Source organism: Kutzneria buriramensis, assembly GCF_003387475.1.
Classification (GTDB): Bacteria; Actinomycetota; Actinomycetes; order Mycobacteriales; family Pseudonocardiaceae; genus Kutzneria; species Kutzneria buriramensis.
The window spans coordinates 575351-592339 of record NZ_QUNO01000003.1 but is presented as its reverse complement, the minus strand read 5'-3'; the positions used below and the strand labels follow the sequence as shown (position 1 = coordinate 592339).

Here is a 16989-nt window from a genome sequence, read left to right as displayed (position 1 = left end):
GGAGGGCGGCGATGGTCGATCCGGTGACGATCAGCGTGGCGGTGGCGCTGCTGTTGGCCCGCAAGATCGCGGAGGGCGCGGCGAGCGAGGCCGGCAAGAAGGCGTGGGCGGGGCTGTCCGGTCTGGTGCGCGGCCGGTTCTCCAGCGACAAGGAGGCGACCAGGGCGCTGGACGCCGTCGAGGCGTCGCCGACCAGCGAGGCGGCGGTCCAGGCGCTCGCCGAGCACCTCCACCAGCACGCCGCCGATCCCGGCTTCGCGACGGCGCTCAAGCCGTGGGTCGAACAGGTCTCCGGCGGCGCGACCGCCATCGTCGGCGACAACGCCACCGTGCAGGGCCACAACATCCAGAACAGCACCGTCAGCGGCACCATCTCCGGCGGTGGCAGTGGGCACGACCGGTGACCACGCTTCGGTCGGCGACCATGCCACGGTCGGCGGGCACAACATCCAGAACAGCACCATCGTCAACAGCAGCGTCACCATGGCGCTGCGCGACCCGAGCACGTTCCCGCGCCAGCTGCCGCGTCCCGTCGACGACTTCACCGGCCGGGACGCCGAGGTCGAGCGGCTGGTCGGGCTGGCCGACGCGGGCGCGGCGGTGGTCGTCACCGCCATCGAGGGCACTGCCGGCGTAGGCAAGACCGCGCTGGCCGTGCACGCCGCGCACCAGGTCAAGGACCGGTTTCCCGACGGGCAGCTGTACGCGGATCTCCTGGGCTACACCGTCGGCCGGACGCCGACGCCGCCCGGCGAGGTCGTCGAGGGTTTCCTGCGCAGCCTCGGGGTTCCCGCCGAGGACATCCCCGCCCACACCGACGCCCGCGCCGCCGCGTTCCGGGACGTCGTCAGCCGCCGGCGCTTGCTCGTCGTGCTCGACAACGCCCGTCACGAGGGCCAGATCCGCCCGCTGCTGCCGGCGTCCGGCAGTTCGCTGGTGATCGTCACCAGCCGCACCGTCCTGGCCGGGCTCGACGGCGTTTTGCGGCTGCCGCTGGACGTCCTGACCGAGGACGAGGCGCTTGCGTTGCTTGCCACCACGGTGGGTGGGGAGCGGGTCGCTTCGGAGCCCGCAGCTGCCCGCGAGGTCGTCGCCTCGTGCGGGCGGCTGCCGCTCGCCGTTCGGATCGCCGGGCGGCTGCTGGAGACCGACCCGGACCTGACCGTCGCCGACCTGGCCCAGGCCTTGGGCGACGAACGCGAGCGCCTTGCCGAACTCGCCGTCGGCGACCTGGCCGTACGCAGCGCCTTCGAGCTGTCCCACCGTGCGCTGTCGGGCGACCTCAGCCGCATGTTCTCCCTGATCGGCCTCCATCCGTGCCAGGAGATCAGCGCCGATGCCGCCGCCGCTCTGTGCGGCGACCTGACGTCCCAACAGGCCGGCCGCCTGCTCCGCGACCTCCGCCACGCGCACCTCCTGGAGCTCGCCGGCGCGGGTCGGTACCGCACACACGACCTGATCCGCCTGTTCGCCGCCGACTGCGCCGAACAAGACTTCGATCCCGACGAGCGTGACCACGCTTTCGAACGACTGGTGTCCAGCTACGTGGCAGCGGCCCGCCAGGCGATCGATGACGAAGCGATGGACTGGCTCGAAGTCGAGCGCGAGGTGCTGGAGGTCCTCCGAGACGCCGTCGATCACGTGACCGACGGGGTGCCGGACGAACGGTCGGCGTGGCTCGACCTAGCGCTGGCGACGGGCCGGAATCACCGCCTGTTGAGGGAGCGGTGGGAGGGGCGGGCGACGCTGGAGTCGTGGGCCCGCCGACTGTGCGGTGACGCGGCCGAACTCGCACTGCACAGCGCGGTTCGTGTCCACGAACTCGCCGTGGTCATGCGCCGGGCGGCGGCGGTGGCCCGATTCCTTTCCCGAGTCCGTCGGATCTACAAGCGGCAGCCGTGGGCCTTCGCCGACATGGCCGCCGGAGCCGCCGCCGACACGCAGCGAATAGCGGTGGATATGGAGGATATGGCGAAGAGGCTCGTGGCCGAGCCACGCCTTGCTGCCCTCACCCGCGCCGCCGACGAGTTCACGCGGCTCGCCGATGACTGCCGGCGGCTCGCGGAGCACTGCCGCGGAGCCCGGGATCCGTTCGCGGAGGCCTTCGACAAGTTGGCGCAGACCTGCTCGTCCGACGCCGCCCAGTGCCGTGGTTGGGGTCAGCAGCTCGACAGAATGACACGTACGGTGGCGGACTCGATGCGACTCATGGGCGAGTCCCTGGCCATCGACGAGAGATGGATCGACACCTCGACAAGGTTCGCGGCGAGGTGGGAGGAGAAGCGGGATCCCCGACGCCGCGACGAATTCCGGCAGATCGCCCGCGCGTGGCGGGACCTGGCCGACCGCACGCGGCAAGGCCTGGCGGAACTACGGGCGGCCTCGCCCGATCAGGAGGGATAGGGCTCGTCCAGCGGGCCGCGGAGCTGGGCGATGATCGCCTCGTTGACCTCGGCGATCTCGCCGTCGGCGACCCAGCGCTGAGTCCGGGCGTGGCCGACGGACCGGATCAGCGCACGCTGCCGTAGTAGCTGGAGATCGCGTACGGACTGGTCGCGGGTGAGGTTCTCGTCCTTGGCATACGTGGCCCGACGGAGCTCGCCGACGGCGGCGGCGTAGAGGGCGGAGACCACCCGCTCGTCGAGCTCGTGCTCGATGGCGACGGCTTCCAAGGCGCCCCACAGCATCCGGGCCCGGTCCACCCGCCGTTGCACGGTCTGCGCCTGGAGGTGGTGGGCCCGCAGACAGAACCGCATCCACTGGTGGGCGTCGGCCGCTTCGGGCTCCCAGGTCGGACGGGTGGTGCGCAGCGCGGCGTAGTACTCCAGTGTGTTGGTGCCGTCGCCGAGCCACTCCTCGATCGAGGAGAACTCCGGTGCCAGCACCTTGTCCTGGGCCAGCACGAGCGTGTGCAGGCAGCGCGACATCCGGCCGTTGCCGTCCCGCCATGGGTGGATGCTGACGAGATTCAGGTGGGCCATCGACGCCCGCACCAGCGCCGGCGCGTCGAGGTCGCCGGTGTTCAGCCAGTCGACCAGTTCGACCATCAACCGAGGCACCACATCCGGCGAGGGACCGGTGTACGCGGGGGTGAGCGGGTCCCGGCCGGTGACGAAGATCCCGCCCGTGCGGTAGCGGCCCGGCCACTTGCCGAGGTCGTAACTCTGGATCATGAAGTGCAGGGTGCTGAGCAGCATCTCGTGGTAGCCGAAGTTCGCCATGGCGGCCGACTGCTGCACCCACGTGAGGGCGTCGCAGTAGCCCTCGACCGCGCGCCGGGTGTGATCGTCGAGGCCGGCGGACATGTCCTGGCCCTCGACCAGCGCGGCGGCGTCGGCCGAGCTGACGTGGATGTTCTCGATGGAGTTGGAGCCCTGGATGGCGTTGGCGACCAGGCTCCGACGCAGCTGCCCCTCCCACTTCGGGTGGTCGCGGACCTGAAACCGCAGCTTGTCGCGGTACTCCTCGATCTCGGCGAGCACACGGAGATCGTCCGCGTCGAGTTCGGGCGTCGCGATGAGCATCCACAAATGCTACCAGTGTCGTAGCATCGCAGGCTTCGGGGCTGCGCTCATCGGGTGACAGGCGTCGGTTTGTTGACGTGCCGTCAGGTAGAAGGGAATGCCGGACTCGGGGAGGTGCGGATGGTCTGCGAGCAGCAAGCGGCGCGGTATTCGGACGTCTTCGCGCTCCGCGAGTTCCGTGCCGTGTTCGCGGCCCAGCTGCTGTCGGTGATCGGCGACCAGTTCGCCCGGGTCGCGCTGTCGGTGCTGGTGTTCGACCGCACGCAGTCGCCGGGTCTGACCGCCCTGGCGTACGCGCTGACGTACCTGCCGGACCTGTTCGCGGGGCCGCTGCTGGCGGGCATCGCGGACCGCTACCCGCGTCGAACGGTGATGGTGGCGACGGACCTGGCCCGGGCGATCCTGGTGGCGCTCATGGCGTTGCCGGGGATGCCGCTGTCGGTGGTGTGCATCCTGCTGGTGGGCGTGCACGCGCTCGGCGCGCCGTTCAGCGCGGCGCGGGCGGCGACGCTGGCGTCGATCCTGCGTGGCGACCGCTACGTGCTGGGCACGGGCGCGGCGGACATGGTGGACCAGCTCGCCCAGGTGCTGGGCTTCGCGGTCGGCGGCCTGGTGATCGTCGGCATGGGCGCGGGCCGCGGCCTCCAGGTGGACGCGGCGACGTTCCTGGTGTCGGCGGTGATCGTCCGCCTCGGCGTGCACGACCGCCCGGTGCCGGCGTTCCCGACGGTCCGCGACCCGGTGCAGCCGTGGTGGCCCTCGCTGGTGACGGGCGCGATCACGGTGTGGACGACGCCGAAGCTGCGGGCGCTGGTGCTGCTGGCCTGCGTCGCCGGTTTCTACGTGACGATCGAGGCGCTGGCGGTGCCGTACGCCGTGGACGTCACCGGCGGCGAAGGCGGCGTGGGCCTGCTGCTGGCCGCTGGCCCGGCCGGCACGATCGTCGGCATGTGGGCGATCAGCCGGCTGCTGCCGGGCCGTCGCCTCACCCTGCTCGGACCGCTCGCCGTGATGGCCTGCGTGCCGCTGGTGCTGAGCGCCCTGCGCCCTTCCATACCGGTGATGGTTGCCCTTCTGGTCGTGTCCGGAATCGGGTCGGCCTATCACATGGTCGCCCGCTCCGCGTTCGTGCAGTCGGTGCCGGATCACGGCCGTGGCCAGGCCTTCGGCCTGGCGGTGACGGCGCTGCGGACCGCCCAGGGCACGGGTCTGCTGCTCGCCGGGGTCTGCGCGGAGACGTTCGGCGCGCCGAACGTGTTGTCCGGTGCCGGCATCACCGGCACACTGGTCGCGGCGGCGGCGAGCCTGACCTGGTACCAGGCTCGCCGCCGCCCCGTCAGATAGCCGTCACCAGTTGTTCGCATCGTCGAACACGATGGAATTCCCTTCTGCCGTCAGGAAAAGCGTCGGCTGTTGCTACGCGTGACGCGGCGGTGACGGTTCAGCGTCATTCTGGGCCGATGCCGCCCATCACCGACACACCGTGCCCGCAGCTGGTTCCCGGCGACCCGGGCTACGACGAGGCCCGCCGCGTCTGGAACGGAGACATCGACCGCAAGCCGGCGCTGATCGCGCAGGTCACCGGCCCGGCCGACGTGGCGGCCGGCCTGGCGTACGCGCGGGCAAACGATCTTGACGTCACCGTGCGCGGCGGCGGCCACAGCCTCGCCGGCTCCGCCGTCGCCGACGGGGCCGTGATGATCGATCTGAGCGGCCTGCGGTCCGTGCGCGTCGATCCCGTCCAGCGGACCGCACGCGTCGGCGGCGGAGCCACCAACGCCGATGTGGACGCCGCCACGCAGGCCCACGGCCTCGCGGTGCCGACCGGCACGTACAGCGACACCGGCATCGGCGGCCTCACCCTCGGCGGCGGATTCGGTTGGCTGACGGCGAAGTTCGGCCTGTCGGTGGACAACCTGCTGTCGGCGGAGGTGGTTCTCGCCGACGGACGGGTCGTGCGGGCGTCCGCCTCCTCGCACCCGGACCTGTTCTGGGCGGTGCGCGGTGGCGGCGGGAACTTCGGTGTCGTCACGGAATTCGAGTACCGGCTGCACCTCGTCGGCCCGCTGGTGGACGCCGGCATGTTCTTCTGGGAGCTCGATCGCGGCGCCGAGGCCCTGCGCACGGTGCGGGATCTCGCACCGACCTTGCCCGCCGGCACCGGCATGATGACCGTCGGCATGACCGCGCCGCCGGCCCCGTTCGTGCCGGCCGAGCACCAAGGCAAGGTCGGCTACACGTTGATACTGGCCGGCTTCGACGGCACCGAGGCGTTCGCCGCGCTCGCGCAGCGGGTCCGCGGCGCGCTGCCGCCGCTGTTCGAACTGGTGACTCCGTTGCCGTACACCGAGTTGCAGAAGATGCTCGACGGCAACGGGTATCGCGGCGTGCACGCGTACGAGAAGTCCGTCTACGCCGAGGAACTCTCCGACGAGCTCATCGACGTGCTCGTGACGGCCTTGCCCGGCAAGGCATCCCCGATGACCGGCACCCCGATCGCCTACCTCGGCGGGGCGTACACCGCCGTCGGAGAGGGCGCCACCGCGTTCGGCGGCGCGCGCCGCACCGGCTACATGGTCGGCATCACCGCCCTCTGCCCGGTCGCCGAGCTGCTGCCGGCCGAACGTGCCTGGACCCGGGACCTGTGGCAGAAGCTCGTGCCGTACGCCAGCAATGCCGGCGGCTACGTGAACTTCATGGCCGAGTACGAGCAGGATCGCGTCCGCGCCACGTATGGGCCGGCGAAGTACGAGCGGCTGGCCCGGATCAAGGCCGCCTACGACCCGGACAACGTGTTCCACCACAACGGCAACATCCGCCCGGCAGTCGGCTGACCACTCCCTCTTGCCCCTGACGATGGGAGTCCCCCATCAACGCAGGGAAGGACGCCTTACCCGCATTGAACGAGGGTAAGGCGTCCTTCCCTGCATGAACGGCGCACTTCCCGGGGACGGTACAAGATCAACTCTGTGCGTTGGTGACAGGGGTGTGGCCGGTCGCGCACGGTGCGCCGGTAGCCTTCCGCGCGTGCCTGCCAACTCACTACCGGGCAAGGTCGCGCCAGCCCCGCCCCGCCCGACCAAGATCCGGCCCACCGTGCCCGCACGGCTGGCCGCGGAGATCGGCGCGCGGCTGGACCACGCCGAGAGCGCTCAGCCCGTCACGGGCCTGACACTGCGCGCCCAGCACGTGCGGCCGGGCGACCTGTTCGCGGCGCTGCCGGGCGCGCGGGCCCATGGCGCGGACTTCGCCGCCGAGGCGGTCGAGGCCGGCGCCGTCGCGGTGCTCACGGACCCGGCCGGTGCGGCGAGAGAGTCCCTGAGGGACGTTCCGCTGCTGGTGCACGACGACCCCCGAGCCGTCCTCGGCGCGGCGGCGTCCACGGTGTACGGGAACCCGTCGCAGCGGCTGAAGGTGTTGGGCGTCACCGGCACGTCCGGCAAGACGACCACGACGTACATGCTGGAGGCGGGTCTCGCGGCGGCGGGCCTGACCACGGGCCTGGTCGGCGGCGTGGAGCTGCGCATCGCCGGCGAGCGCATCACGAGCGCGCTGACGACGCCGGAGGCCCCGGACCTCCAGGCGCTGTTCGCGGTGATGCTGGAGCAGGGCGTCACGCACGTGCCGATGGAGGTCTCCAGCCACGCGCTGGCCCTGGGCCGCGTCGCCGGCACGCACTACGCGGCCGGCGCCTTCACCAACCTGTCGCAGGACCACCTGGACTTCCATCCGGACATGGAGGACTACTTCCGCACCAAGGCCAAGCTGTTCGACGGCCGCGCCGACGTGGAGGTGGTGTGCACGGACACGCCGTGGGGCGACCGGCTGGTGAAGCCGACGACCATCACGGTGTCCACCGCGCACGACGCGACCTGGACGGCCAGCGACATCGTGGTGTCGCGCACCGGCTCCCAGACCTTCTACGCCCACGGCCACGGCACCAAGCTGCCGGTGGAGATCCTGCTGGCCGGCTCCTACAACGTCGCCAACGCGCTCACGGCGATCGCCGTGCTGTCCGCGGTCGGCGTGGACGACAAGGCGATCGTGGCCGGCCTGGCCAAGGTGCAGGTGCCGGGCCGGATGGAGCGGGTCGACGTCGGCCAGGACTTCACCGCCGTCGTGGACTACTCGCACAAGCCGGCGGCGGTCGCGCAGGCGCTGGACGCGGTCCGGGCCCGCACCGAGGGCCGCGTCATCGTGGTGCTGGGCTGCGGCGGCGACCGGGACGCGGCCAAGCGCCCGCTGATGGGCGAGGCGGCCGCGGTCCGCGCCGACCTGACGATCGTCACAGACGACAACCCGCGCAGCGAGAACGCGTCTGACATCAGGGCGCAGATGCTCGCGGGCGTGCCGGCCGGCCGCCGGGACACGGTGATCGAGATCGCCGACCGCCGGGAGGCCATCCGGCACGCCGTCGGGCACGCCCGCCCCGGCGACGTCGTCCTCGTCGCCGGCAAGGGACACGAGACCGGCCAGGAGGTCGCAGGAGTGATCCACCCGTTCTCCGATCGGGACGAGCTGACCGCCGCCATCGCGGAGGCCGCCCGGTGATCGAACTGACCCTGCGCGAGATCGCCGACGTCGTCGGCGGCCGCGTCCATCACGCTTCCGGGGACGAGAAAGTCACCGGCACAGTGGAGTTCGATACCCGCAAGGTGACCGCGGGCGGCCTGTTCGTGGCGCTGCCCGGCGCCCGCGTCGACGGCCACGACTTCGCGGCCCAGGCCGTCGAGCAGGGCGCTGCCGCGGTGCTGGCGGCCCGCGAGGTCGACGCGCCGGCAGTGATCGTGCCGCCGGCGACGGCCGCGTACGGCGGCTCGTACGTGCTCAGCGGCGACACCGACGGCTCCGGCGCGGCGGTGCTCGCCGGCATGTCCCGGCTGGCCCGCCACCTCGTGGACAGCCTGCCGGACCTGACGGTCGTCGGCGTCACGGGCTCGTCCGGCAAGACCTCCACCAAGGACCTGATCGCTCAGGTGCTGGCTCCGATGGGCGCCACCGTCGCGCCGCCCGGCTCCTTCAACAACGAGCTGGGCCACCCGTGGACGGTGCTGCGCGCCGACCGCGACACCCGGCACCTGGTGCTGGAGCTGTCCGCCCGCGGCCCCGGCCACATCGCGCACCTGTGCGAGATCGCCCCGCCCCGGATCGGCGTCGTGCTCAACGTCGGGAGCGCTCACCTCGGCGAGTTCGGCTCCCGCGAGGGCATCGCCCAGGCCAAGGGCGAGCTCGTGGAGGCGCTGCCCGAGCACGGCCTGGCCGTGCTCAACGCCGACGATCCGCTGGTCGCCGCCATGGCCGACCGGACCAAGGCGCGGGTGGTTCTCGTCGGCGAGGACGACAAAGCCGAGATCCGGGCCACCGACATCGTGCTCGACGAGCAGGCCCGGGCCAGCTTCCACCTGGTCACGCCCAAGGGCGAGGCCGACGTGACGCTGGGCGTGCACGGCGCCCACCAGGTCGGCAACGCGCTGTCGGCGGTCGCGGTCGCCCTGGAGCTGGGCGCGACGGTCGAGCAGGTCGCGCAGTGGCTGAGCGCCGCCCAGCGGGTGTCCGAGCGCCGGATGGACGTCCGGACCCGGGCCGACGGCGTCACCGTCGTCAACGACTCGTACAACGCGAACCCGGAGTCGGTGCGGGCGGCGCTGAAGAGCCTGGCCGCGATGGCCCGCGCCGGCGGCGAGCCGCGGCGGTCCTGGGCGGTGCTGGGCATGATGGGCGAGCTCGGCGACTCCCACGTGAGCGCGCACGACGAGATCGGGCGGCTGGCGGTGCGGCTGGACATCAGCCGGCTCGTCGTGGTCGGCGAGGCGGCCCGGCCGATGCACCAGGGCGCGCATCTGGAAGGCTCGTGGGGAGAGGAGTCCGTGCTGGTGCCGGACGTCGACGCGGCCGTGGCCCTGCTGCGAGACGAGTTGCAAGCCGGTGACGTCGTGCTGGTCAAGGCGTCCAAGTCCGAGGCCCTGTGGCGGGTCGCCGAGGAGCTGCTCAACACATGAAGAACATCCTGGTCGCGGCCGCCGTCGCGCTGGTCGTGTCCATCCTGCTCACGCCGTACCTGATCCGGGTGTTCTCCCGGCAGGGCTTCGGCCAGGAGATCAGGGAGGAGGGGCCGGACAGCCACAAGAAGAAGCGGGGCACGCCCACCATGGGCGGCGTCGCGATCCTGGTCGCGATGTGGGCCGGCTACCTGGTCTCCCACCTGTACAGCTACATGGTGAGCAGCAGCACCCAGGCCGACGTGCCGATCAGCATCACCGGCCTGCTCATCCTGTTCCTGACCACGGCCCTGGGCCTGGTCGGCTTCCTGGACGACTTCATCAAGATCCGCAAGCAGCGCAACCTGGGCCTGAACAAGACGGCCAAGCTGGTCGGCCAGTTCATCGCCACCATCGCGTTCGCGCTGCTGGCGGTGCAGTTCCCCAACCGCTACGGCTACACGCCGGCCTCGGTGAACCTGTCCTTCGTGCGCGACGTGTCGGTGATCTCGTTCGGCGCCATCGGGTTCGTGGTCTTCTGCTACGGCGTGGTCAGCGCCTGGTCCAACGCGGTCAACCTGACCGACGGCCTGGACGGCCTGGCCGGCGGCTCCTCGGCGATGGTGCTCGGCTCGTACGTGATCATCTCGTTCTGGCAGTTCCGCTGGAACTGCGCGACGGTGTCCTCGCTGGGCTGCTACATCGTGCGCGACCCGCTGGACGTGGGCCTGGTGGCGGCCTCGGCGATGGCCGGCTGCATCGGCTTCCTGTGGTGGAACGCGGCGCCGGCCAAGATCTTCATGGGCGACACCGGCTCGCTGGCGCTGGGCGGCCTGGTCGCCGGCCTGTCCATGGTCACCCGCACCGAGCTGCTGATGATCATCATCGGCGGCCTGTTCGTGGTCGAGGTGGTCTCGGTCGGCAGCCAGATCGCGGTGTTCCGCACGACCCGGCGGCGCCTGTTCCGAATGGCCCCGTTCCACCACCACTTCGAGCTGGCCGGCTGGGCCGAGACGACAGTGATCATCAGATTCTGGCTGCTCGCCGGCATCTGCTGCATGTTCGGCCTCGGCCTGTTCTACAGCGACTGGCTGACCCTGACCGGATGAGCGAGCAACGGCGGGTTCTGGTCACGGGGGCCGGTGTCACCGGCCCGTCGGTGGTGCGCGCGCTGCTGGCCGAGGGCGCGTCCGTCACGGTCACCGACGCCGACGCGAGCCGGCTGGCCAAGCTGGCCGGCGGTGTCGATGGCTTTGGTGGAGTCGAGCTGGTCACCGGCCTGACCGAGTTGCCCGCCGGCACCGACCTGGTCGTCACCAGCCCCGGCTGGCCGCCGAGCTCGCCGCTGCTGGCCGCGGCGGCCGAGGCCGGTGTGGAGATCATCGGCGACGTGGAGCTGGCCTGGCGGCAGTGCCAGCGGATGGCGGAGCCGCCGGCCTGGCTGATCGTCACCGGCACGAACGGCAAGACCACCACCGTGGGCATGCTGGCGTCGATCCTCGACGCCGCCGGCCTGGACGCGGTCGCCTGCGGCAACATCGGCCTGCCGGTGCTGGAGGCCCTGGAGGCCGGCCATCAGGTGCTGGCGGTGGAGCTGTCCAGCTTCCAGCTGCACTGGGCGCCGTCGGTGCGGCCGGCCGCCGGCGCGCTGCTCAACATCGCCGAGGACCACCTCGACTGGCACGGCTCGCTGGAGGCGTACGCGCAGGCCAAGGCGCGGGCGTTGACCGGCGCGGTGGCCATCGGCGGCGTGGACGACCCGTACGTGGCGAAGCTGCTGGTGAACTCGCCGTCGCCGCGGAAGATCGGCGTCACGCTGGACGAGCCGCTGACCGACCAACTCGGCGTGCTCGATGGCAAGCTGGTCGACCGCGCCTTCGGTGACGCAGATCTGGTCGACGTCGCCGATGTCACGCCGGGCGGCCCGCCCGGGCTGACCGACGCCCTGGTGGCGGCTGCGCTGGCCCGCGCGTACGGCGTGTCGGCGCAGGCCGTGGCCGACGGGCTGCGCGCCTTCCAGCCGGGGGCGCACCGCGCCGCCGTGGTCGCCGAGCTGGGTGGCGTCCGCTACGTGAACGACTCCAAGGCGACCAACCCGCACGCTGCTGCGGCGTCCATGCGGGCCCACGATCGGGTGGTCTGGATCGCCGGCGGCCTGCTGAAGGGCGCCTCCGTGGACGAGCTGGTGGCCGAGGTCGCGCCGAGGCTGGCGGGCGTGGTGCTGATCGGGCGGGACCGCGACGTGATCGCGGCCGCGCTGGCGCGACACGCGCCGGATGTCCCGGTGCACCAGGTGGCCGCGGGAGACGATGGGGCCATGACTAGGGCGGTTGACCTGGCCGGCGCAATGGCACGTCCGGGTGATGTCGTGCTGTTGGCCCCGGCGGCGGCATCCATGGACATGTTCACCGACTACGGGCACCGAGGACGGGCGTTCACCGAGGCGGTGCTGACACGTCTCGGCCTTCCGACGTGACAACGTCGGTCGAGCGCCCCGCCCGCCGCACCGCGAAGGGCGGCCGAGTCGGGGCGCTGCGGCAGGGCCTGACCGCCTGGCTGGGCCGCCCGCTCGCCTCGTTCCACCTGCTGCTGGCCCTGTTCGGCCTGCTCGCGGTGATCGGCCTGGTCATGGTGCTGTCCGCGTCGGCGGTGCAGAACGCCGACAGCACCATCCTGTCCACCTTCGGCAAGCCCGTGCTGCTGGACAGCCTCGGCCTGATCGGCTTCTACATCGGGCTGCGCATCCCGATGCGCACCTGGCGCCAGTTCAGCCCCACGCTGATCCTGATCGCCGTCGCTCTGCTGGCGCTGGTGCTGACGCCGCTGGGCGCGGGCGCCTACGGCCGCGAGCACGCCTGGTTCAAGGTCGGCTCGCTGTCCTTCCAGCCGGTCGAGCTGGCCAAGGTGGCGCTGGCGCTGTGGGGCGCGCACGTGCTCGTGACCAAGCGGGCACTGCTGGGCCAGTACCGCCACCTGTTGGTGCCGATGGTGCCGGTGTCGCTGGTGCTGTTCGCGCTGATCATGCTGGAGCCGGACCTGGGCAGCACCGTGAGCCTGGGCATCGTGCTGCTGGCGCTGCTCTGGTACGTCGGCGCGCCGATGCGGCTGTTCGCCGTGGTGATGGGCAGCGCGGCCGCCGCGGTGATCGTGGTGTCCATCGGCAGCGGCTACCGCAACACCCGGCTCAGCACGTTCCTCAACCCGGGCGCGGACCCGCAGGGCGCCGGCCAGCAGCCGCTCCAGGCGCTGTACGCGCTGGCCGACGGCGGCCTGTTCGGCCGCGGCCTCGGGCAGGGGGCGGCCAAGTTCAACTACCTGTCCAACGTCCAGAACGACTTCATCTTCGCGCTCATCGGCGAAGAGCTCGGCTTCATCGGGTGCGCCGTGGTGCTGATCCTGTTCGGCGTGCTGGCCGTGGTCGGCCTGCGGATCGCCGCCCGCAACACCGACCCGTGGATCCGGCTGGTGGCGTCCGCCATCACGGCCTGGGTCGTCGGCCAGGCCGCCATCAACGTCGGCTACGTGATCGGGTTGCTTCCCGTCACGGGCATCACACTGCCGCTCATCTCGGCGGGCGGCACGTCGATCGTGGTAACCATGATGGCGTTTGGGATACTCGCCAACTGCGCTCGCAACGAGCCGGACGCGGTGGCGGCGCTGCGCTCGCTGGGCCCCGGCCGGGTCGGCGGGCTGCTGCGGCTGCCGGCGCCCGAACCGTACCGGCCGCCGGCCCGGCGCAAACCGGTGCGACCATCGACACCGCCGCGCGGCGCCGCGCGCACCGGTGGCAGCCGGGCCGCCGCGCCCTCACCCGAGGAGCGGCGACGGGTGCACCGCTCTGCCCCGCCGACCGAGTACCGGCGGCGCAGCGCCTGGCGCTCCGGCCACGGACGTTCGACAGAAGGAGGACGGCGTTGACCGCCCCAGACCGGATGGGCCCCTGCGTTGTCGTCGCGGGCGGCGGGACCGCCGGACACATCGAGCCGGCGCTGGCACTGGCCGACGCCGTGATGCGGGCGCGCCCCGACGCCCGGGTGGTCGCGCTGGGCACCGCGCGCGGCCTGGAGAGCAAGATCGTGCCGGCCCGCGGCTACCCGCTGGAGATGATCCCGCCGGTGCCGATGCCCCGGAAGCCCTCGCCCGACCTGCTCAAGATGCCGCTCAAGGTGCGCGAGGCGATCAAGCAGACTCGCGCGGTGCTGGACCGGGTGCACGCCGACGTCGTCGTCGGCTTCGGCGGCTACGTGTCGCTGCCGGCCTACCTGGCCGCCCGCGGCAAGGTGCCGATCGTCGTGCACGAGGCCAACGCGCGGGCCGGCCTGGCCAACAAGGTCGGCGCCAAGTTCGCGGAGAAGGTCGCCGCGGCCGTGCCCAACTCGGGCCTGCCGGACGCGCAGGTGATCGGCATCCCGCTGCGGCACGCCATCACGTCCATGGACCGCGCCGCGCTGCGCGCGCAGGCCCGTCAGTACTTCGGGCTGCACCCGACCGCCCCGGTGCTGTTCGTCTCCGGCGGCTCGCAGGGCGCCCGGACGCTGAACAACGCCGTGTCCAACGCGGCCGCCGCGTTCGCGCGGGCCGGCGTCAGCGTGCTGCACGCGCACGGTCCCAAGAACAGCCTCGTGGTGCAGGAGATCCCCGGCGCGCCGCCGTACGTGGCCGTGCCGTACGTGGAGCGGATGGACCTCGCGTACGCCGCCGCGGACCTGATGCTGTGCCGCGCCGGCGCGATGACCGTCGCCGAGGTGTCCGCGGTCGGGCTGCCGGCGGTGTTCGTGCCGCTGCCGATCGGCAACGGCGAGCAGTCGCTGAACGCGATCCCGATCGTGGAGGCCGGCGGCGGCCTGCTGATCCCCGACGACGAGCTCACCCCGGACCGGGTCGTGGACGAGGTGCTGCCGCTGGTCGGCGACCGCACCCGGCTGGCCGTGATGAGCAACGCCGCGCGGTCCGGCGGCCACCGGGTGGCCGCCGACGTGCTGGCGCAGATGGTGCTGTCGGTGGTGAACAAGTGAAGGCGCCCATCCACTTCGTCGGCATCGGCGGCGCCGGCATGAGCGGCATCGCCCGCATCCTGCTGGCCCGCGGCGTCGAGGTGTCCGGCTCGGACGCCAAGGACTCCCGCACCGTGCTCGCGCTGAAGGCGCAGGGCGCCCGCATCGAGCTGGGGCACGCCGCCGCGAACCTGGGCGACGCCCAGACGCTGGTGGTGTCCAGCGCCATCAAGCAGGACAACCCCGAGCTGGTGGAGGCCAAGGCGCGCGGCATCACCGTGCTGCACCGGTCGCAGGCGCTGGCGTCTCTGATGGTGGGGCGGCGTGCCGCCTGCATCGCCGGCACGCACGGCAAGACGTCCACGACGTCGATGCTCACGGTGGCGTTGCAGCACTGCGGCATGGACCCGTCCTTCGCGATCGGCGGCGACCTCAACGAGTCCGGGGCCAACGCGCACCACGGCAGCGGCGACGTGTTCGTGGCCGAGGCCGACGAGAGCGACGGCTCGTTCCTCGTGTTCGAGCCGGCGGTCGCGGTCGTCACCAACGTCGAGGCCGACCACCTGGACCACCACGGCACCGTCGAGGCGTACGTGGGCGTGTTCGACTCGTTCGTGCAGCGCATCGAGCCCGACGGCGTGCTCATCGCGTGCGCCGACGACCCTGGCTCGGCGGCGCTGGCCGACCGCGCCGAGAAGCTCGGCGTGCGGGTCCGGCGGTACGGCGCTTCCGGCGCCGACGCGCGGACCCTCTCGTACGAGCCGGTCGACACTGGCGGCCTCGCCGTCGTCGAGATCGAGGGCCAGAAGGTCGAGGTGCGGACGGCCGTCCCCGGCGCGCACATGGCCGCCAACGCCGTCGGCGCGCTGCTCGCGGGGTTGGAGCTCGGCGCCCCGCTGGAGGGCCTGCTCGCCGGGCTGGCCGCGTTCGGCGGTGTGCGCCGGCGCTTCGAGTTCAAGGGCGTCGCCGGCGGGATCCGGCTGTACGACGACTACGCGCACCACCCCACCGAGGTCGCCGCCGCCCTGCGTGGCGCCCGCCCCGTCGCCGGTGACGGCCGGCTGCTGGTGATCTTCCAGCCGCACCTGTACTCCCGGACCCGGGAGTTCTCCGCCCAGTTCGGCGAGGCCCTCGGTCTGGCCGACGAGGTCGTGGTGCTGGACGTGTACGGCGCCCGTGAGGACCCCATGCCCGGCGTGACCGGGGCGCTGGTCGTCGACGCCGTGACGCTGCCCGAGGGCGCCGTGCACTACGAGCCGTCGTTCGACCGGGTGCCGGGGTTGATCGCCGGCCTGGTCAAGCCCGGCGACCTGGTGATGACCATGGGGGCCGGCGACGTGACCATGCTCGGTCCCGAGATCCTCGCCGTCCTGTAGAGGAGACGACGTGACCGAGGAGGAGCGGCCGGATCGCCGGCGACCCGCGTCCGAACAGACCGGGTCGGACCGCGGCGGTTCCGATTGGTCTGTCTCGGAACCGGCGGATCGGTCGGCGTCGGACTGGTCGGACCGGTCCGAGGCGGATCGCGCCACCTCGGACCGGGTCGCCTCGGATCGCTATGGCTCGGATCGGTCTGCCGGGGAGCGGTCGGACCGCGCCGGTTCGGAACGGTCGGCGTCGGGTCGGCCTGCGTCGGATCGTGTCGGCTCGGATCGGGCTGCTGCGCAACGGGCCGCCGCGCGGTCCGGGGCTTCGCGCACGCGCTCCGAGCGGACCGTCTCCGACCGGCGACCCTCCTCGGAGCGGACCGTCTCGGCGCGCGGTCGCCGGGTGGAGCGGGGCCGGACCCGTCGCCACCGTCCGGGCCGCGGCAAGATCATCCGCCGGCGCGTGGTCGCGCTGGCGGTGGTCTTCGGCACGATCGGGCTGTTCTACGGCGTCTACTTCACGCCGCTGCTGGGCGTGCGGTCCGTCGAGGTGCTCGGCACGAAAGACCTGTCGCAGAAGCAGGTCCTCACCACCGCCGCCGTGCCGTCCGGCGCGCCGATGCTGACGATCGACCTGGCTGGCATCCGCGACCGGGTTGCCGCGCTCGCGCGGGTCGCCTCGGTCAACGTCTCCCGCTCCTGGCCGGCCACCGTGCGGATCGACGTCGCCGAGCGCGTCGCCGTCGGCGTGATCAAGCAGCCCGACGGGGTGCACCTGGTCGACCACACCGGCAAGGACTTCGCCACCGTGTCGTCCGAACCGGCCGGCCTCCCGGAGCTCGACCTGCCGAGGTCCGACGCATCCGATCCGACGGCGGTCGCGGTGGTGCGGGTCCTGCTGGCGGTGCCCGACAAGATCCGCGCCGAGGTCCTGTCCGTCGCCGCGAAGTCGCCGAACTCCGTCGTGCTGACGCTGTCCGCCGGCCGCCAGGTCCGCTGGGGCAGCACCGACGACTCCCCGCGCAAGGCCGCGGTCCTCGCCGCCCTCATGACCCAACCCGGCAAGATCTACGACGTCTCCAGCCCCCAACTAGCCACCATCTCCTAGCCGGAACCCCGCGAGTCG

General features: G+C 72.2%; 13 protein-coding genes. 12 read left to right on the top strand and 1 reads right to left on the bottom strand.

Annotated elements, in window-relative coordinates:
* Positions 1 to 11 precede the first annotated feature (11 nt).
* Together BCF44_RS11165 and BCF44_RS11160 are read left to right on the top strand one after the other, a co-directional pair.
* Positions 12 to 404 (top strand): hypothetical protein, encoded by a 393-nt coding sequence (locus BCF44_RS11165; RefSeq protein ID WP_116174094.1) that lies wholly within the window; start codon positions 12 to 14, stop codon positions 402 to 404.
* On the top strand, positions 382 to 2403 hold the full coding sequence (locus tag BCF44_RS11160; protein ID WP_147328460.1) for an ATP-binding protein: 2022 nt from the start codon (positions 382 to 384) through the stop codon (positions 2401 to 2403). The genes BCF44_RS11165 and BCF44_RS11160 overlap by 23 nt, the downstream gene beginning before the upstream one ends.
* On the opposite strand, the gene BCF44_RS11155 is transcribed toward BCF44_RS11160, so the two are convergent.
* Positions 2391 to 3524, bottom strand: coding sequence for a Fic family protein (locus BCF44_RS11155; protein WP_116174092.1), 1134 nt, complete (start codon positions 3522 to 3524; stop codon positions 2391 to 2393). The two genes, BCF44_RS11160 and BCF44_RS11155, sit on opposite strands and share 13 nt — an antisense overlap.
* A 120-nt stretch (positions 3525 to 3644) precedes the next feature.
* Here BCF44_RS11155 and BCF44_RS11150 point away from each other — a divergent pair, with 120 nt between their 5' ends.
* The 10 genes from BCF44_RS11150 (at position 3645) to BCF44_RS55405 (ending at position 16971) form a co-directional block, all read left to right on the top strand.
* Positions 3645 to 4868, top strand: a complete 1224-nt coding sequence (locus BCF44_RS11150; protein ID WP_116174091.1) for an MFS transporter — start codon at positions 3645 to 3647, stop codon at positions 4866 to 4868.
* Between the two features lie 116 nt (positions 4869 to 4984).
* Positions 4985 to 6358, top strand: a complete 1374-nt coding sequence (locus BCF44_RS11145) for an FAD-binding oxidoreductase (protein ID WP_116174090.1) — start codon at positions 4985 to 4987, stop codon at positions 6356 to 6358.
* A gap of 94 nt (positions 6359 to 6452) precedes the next feature.
* Positions 6453 to 8075 (top strand): UDP-N-acetylmuramoyl-L-alanyl-D-glutamate--2,6-diaminopimelate ligase, encoded by a 1623-nt coding sequence (locus BCF44_RS11140; protein WP_116174089.1) that lies wholly within the window; start codon positions 6453 to 6455, stop codon positions 8073 to 8075.
* Positions 8072 to 9523: a UDP-N-acetylmuramoyl-tripeptide--D-alanyl-D-alanine ligase gene (locus tag BCF44_RS11135; protein ID WP_116174088.1), complete on the top strand. Its 1452-nt coding sequence runs from the start codon at positions 8072 to 8074 to the stop codon at positions 9521 to 9523. Before BCF44_RS11140 ends, BCF44_RS11135 begins: the two co-directional genes overlap by 4 nt.
* Positions 9520 to 10611: a phospho-N-acetylmuramoyl-pentapeptide-transferase gene (mraY, locus tag BCF44_RS11130; RefSeq protein ID WP_116174087.1), complete on the top strand. Its 1092-nt coding sequence runs from the start codon at positions 9520 to 9522 to the stop codon at positions 10609 to 10611. The genes BCF44_RS11135 and mraY overlap by 4 nt, the downstream gene beginning before the upstream one ends.
* Positions 10608 to 11978 carry a UDP-N-acetylmuramoyl-L-alanine--D-glutamate ligase gene (gene murD / locus BCF44_RS11125; RefSeq protein ID WP_116174086.1) on the top strand — a complete coding sequence of 457 codons (1371 nt, stop codon included), beginning with the start codon at positions 10608 to 10610 and terminating at the stop codon, positions 11976 to 11978. Before mraY ends, murD begins: the two co-directional genes overlap by 4 nt.
* The gene (locus BCF44_RS11120; RefSeq protein WP_116174085.1) at positions 11975 to 13420 is read left to right on the top strand and encodes an FtsW/RodA/SpoVE family cell cycle protein; all 1446 of its coding nucleotides are present in this window, start codon (positions 11975 to 11977) and stop codon (positions 13418 to 13420) included. The genes murD and BCF44_RS11120 overlap by 4 nt, the downstream gene beginning before the upstream one ends.
* Positions 13421 to 13434: 14 nt before the next feature.
* The gene (gene murG / locus BCF44_RS11115; RefSeq protein ID WP_116174084.1) at positions 13435 to 14517 is read left to right on the top strand and encodes an undecaprenyldiphospho-muramoylpentapeptide beta-N-acetylglucosaminyltransferase; all 1083 of its coding nucleotides are present in this window, start codon (positions 13435 to 13437) and stop codon (positions 14515 to 14517) included.
* Entirely contained in the window at positions 14514 to 15872 is a 1359-nt protein-coding gene (gene murC / locus BCF44_RS11110) for a UDP-N-acetylmuramate--L-alanine ligase (RefSeq protein ID WP_281283095.1), read from the top strand. Before murG ends, murC begins: the two co-directional genes overlap by 4 nt.
* 394 nt (positions 15873 to 16266) lie before the next feature.
* Positions 16267 to 16971 (top strand): cell division protein FtsQ/DivIB, encoded by a 705-nt coding sequence (locus tag BCF44_RS55405; protein ID WP_170217471.1) that lies wholly within the window; start codon positions 16267 to 16269, stop codon positions 16969 to 16971.
* Positions 16972 to 16989 lie beyond the last annotated feature (18 nt).

Bases quoted from the DNA above. Each gene is read 5' to 3' on its own strand.
- mraY (WP_116174087.1), top strand. From the start codon at position 9,520: ATGAAGAACATCCTGGTCGCGGCCGCCGTCGCGCTGGTCGTGTCCATC.
- BCF44_RS11165 (WP_116174094.1), top strand. From the start codon at position 12: ATGGTCGATCCGGTGACGATCAGCGTGGCGGTGGCGCTGCTGTTGGCC.
- BCF44_RS11145 (WP_116174090.1), top strand. From the start codon at position 4,985: ATGCCGCCCATCACCGACACACCGTGCCCGCAGCTGGTTCCCGGCGAC.
- murG (WP_116174084.1), top strand. From the start codon at position 13,435: ATGGGCCCCTGCGTTGTCGTCGCGGGCGGCGGGACCGCCGGACACATC.
- murD (WP_116174086.1), top strand. From the start codon at position 10,608: ATGAGCGAGCAACGGCGGGTTCTGGTCACGGGGGCCGGTGTCACCGGC.
- BCF44_RS11150 (WP_116174091.1), top strand. From the start codon at position 3,645: ATGGTCTGCGAGCAGCAAGCGGCGCGGTATTCGGACGTCTTCGCGCTC.
- BCF44_RS11140 (WP_116174089.1), top strand. From the start codon at position 6,453: ATGAACGGCGCACTTCCCGGGGACGGTACAAGATCAACTCTGTGCGTT.
- BCF44_RS11155 (WP_116174092.1), bottom strand. From the start codon at position 3,524: ATGCTCATCGCGACGCCCGAACTCGACGCGGACGATCTCCGTGTGCTC.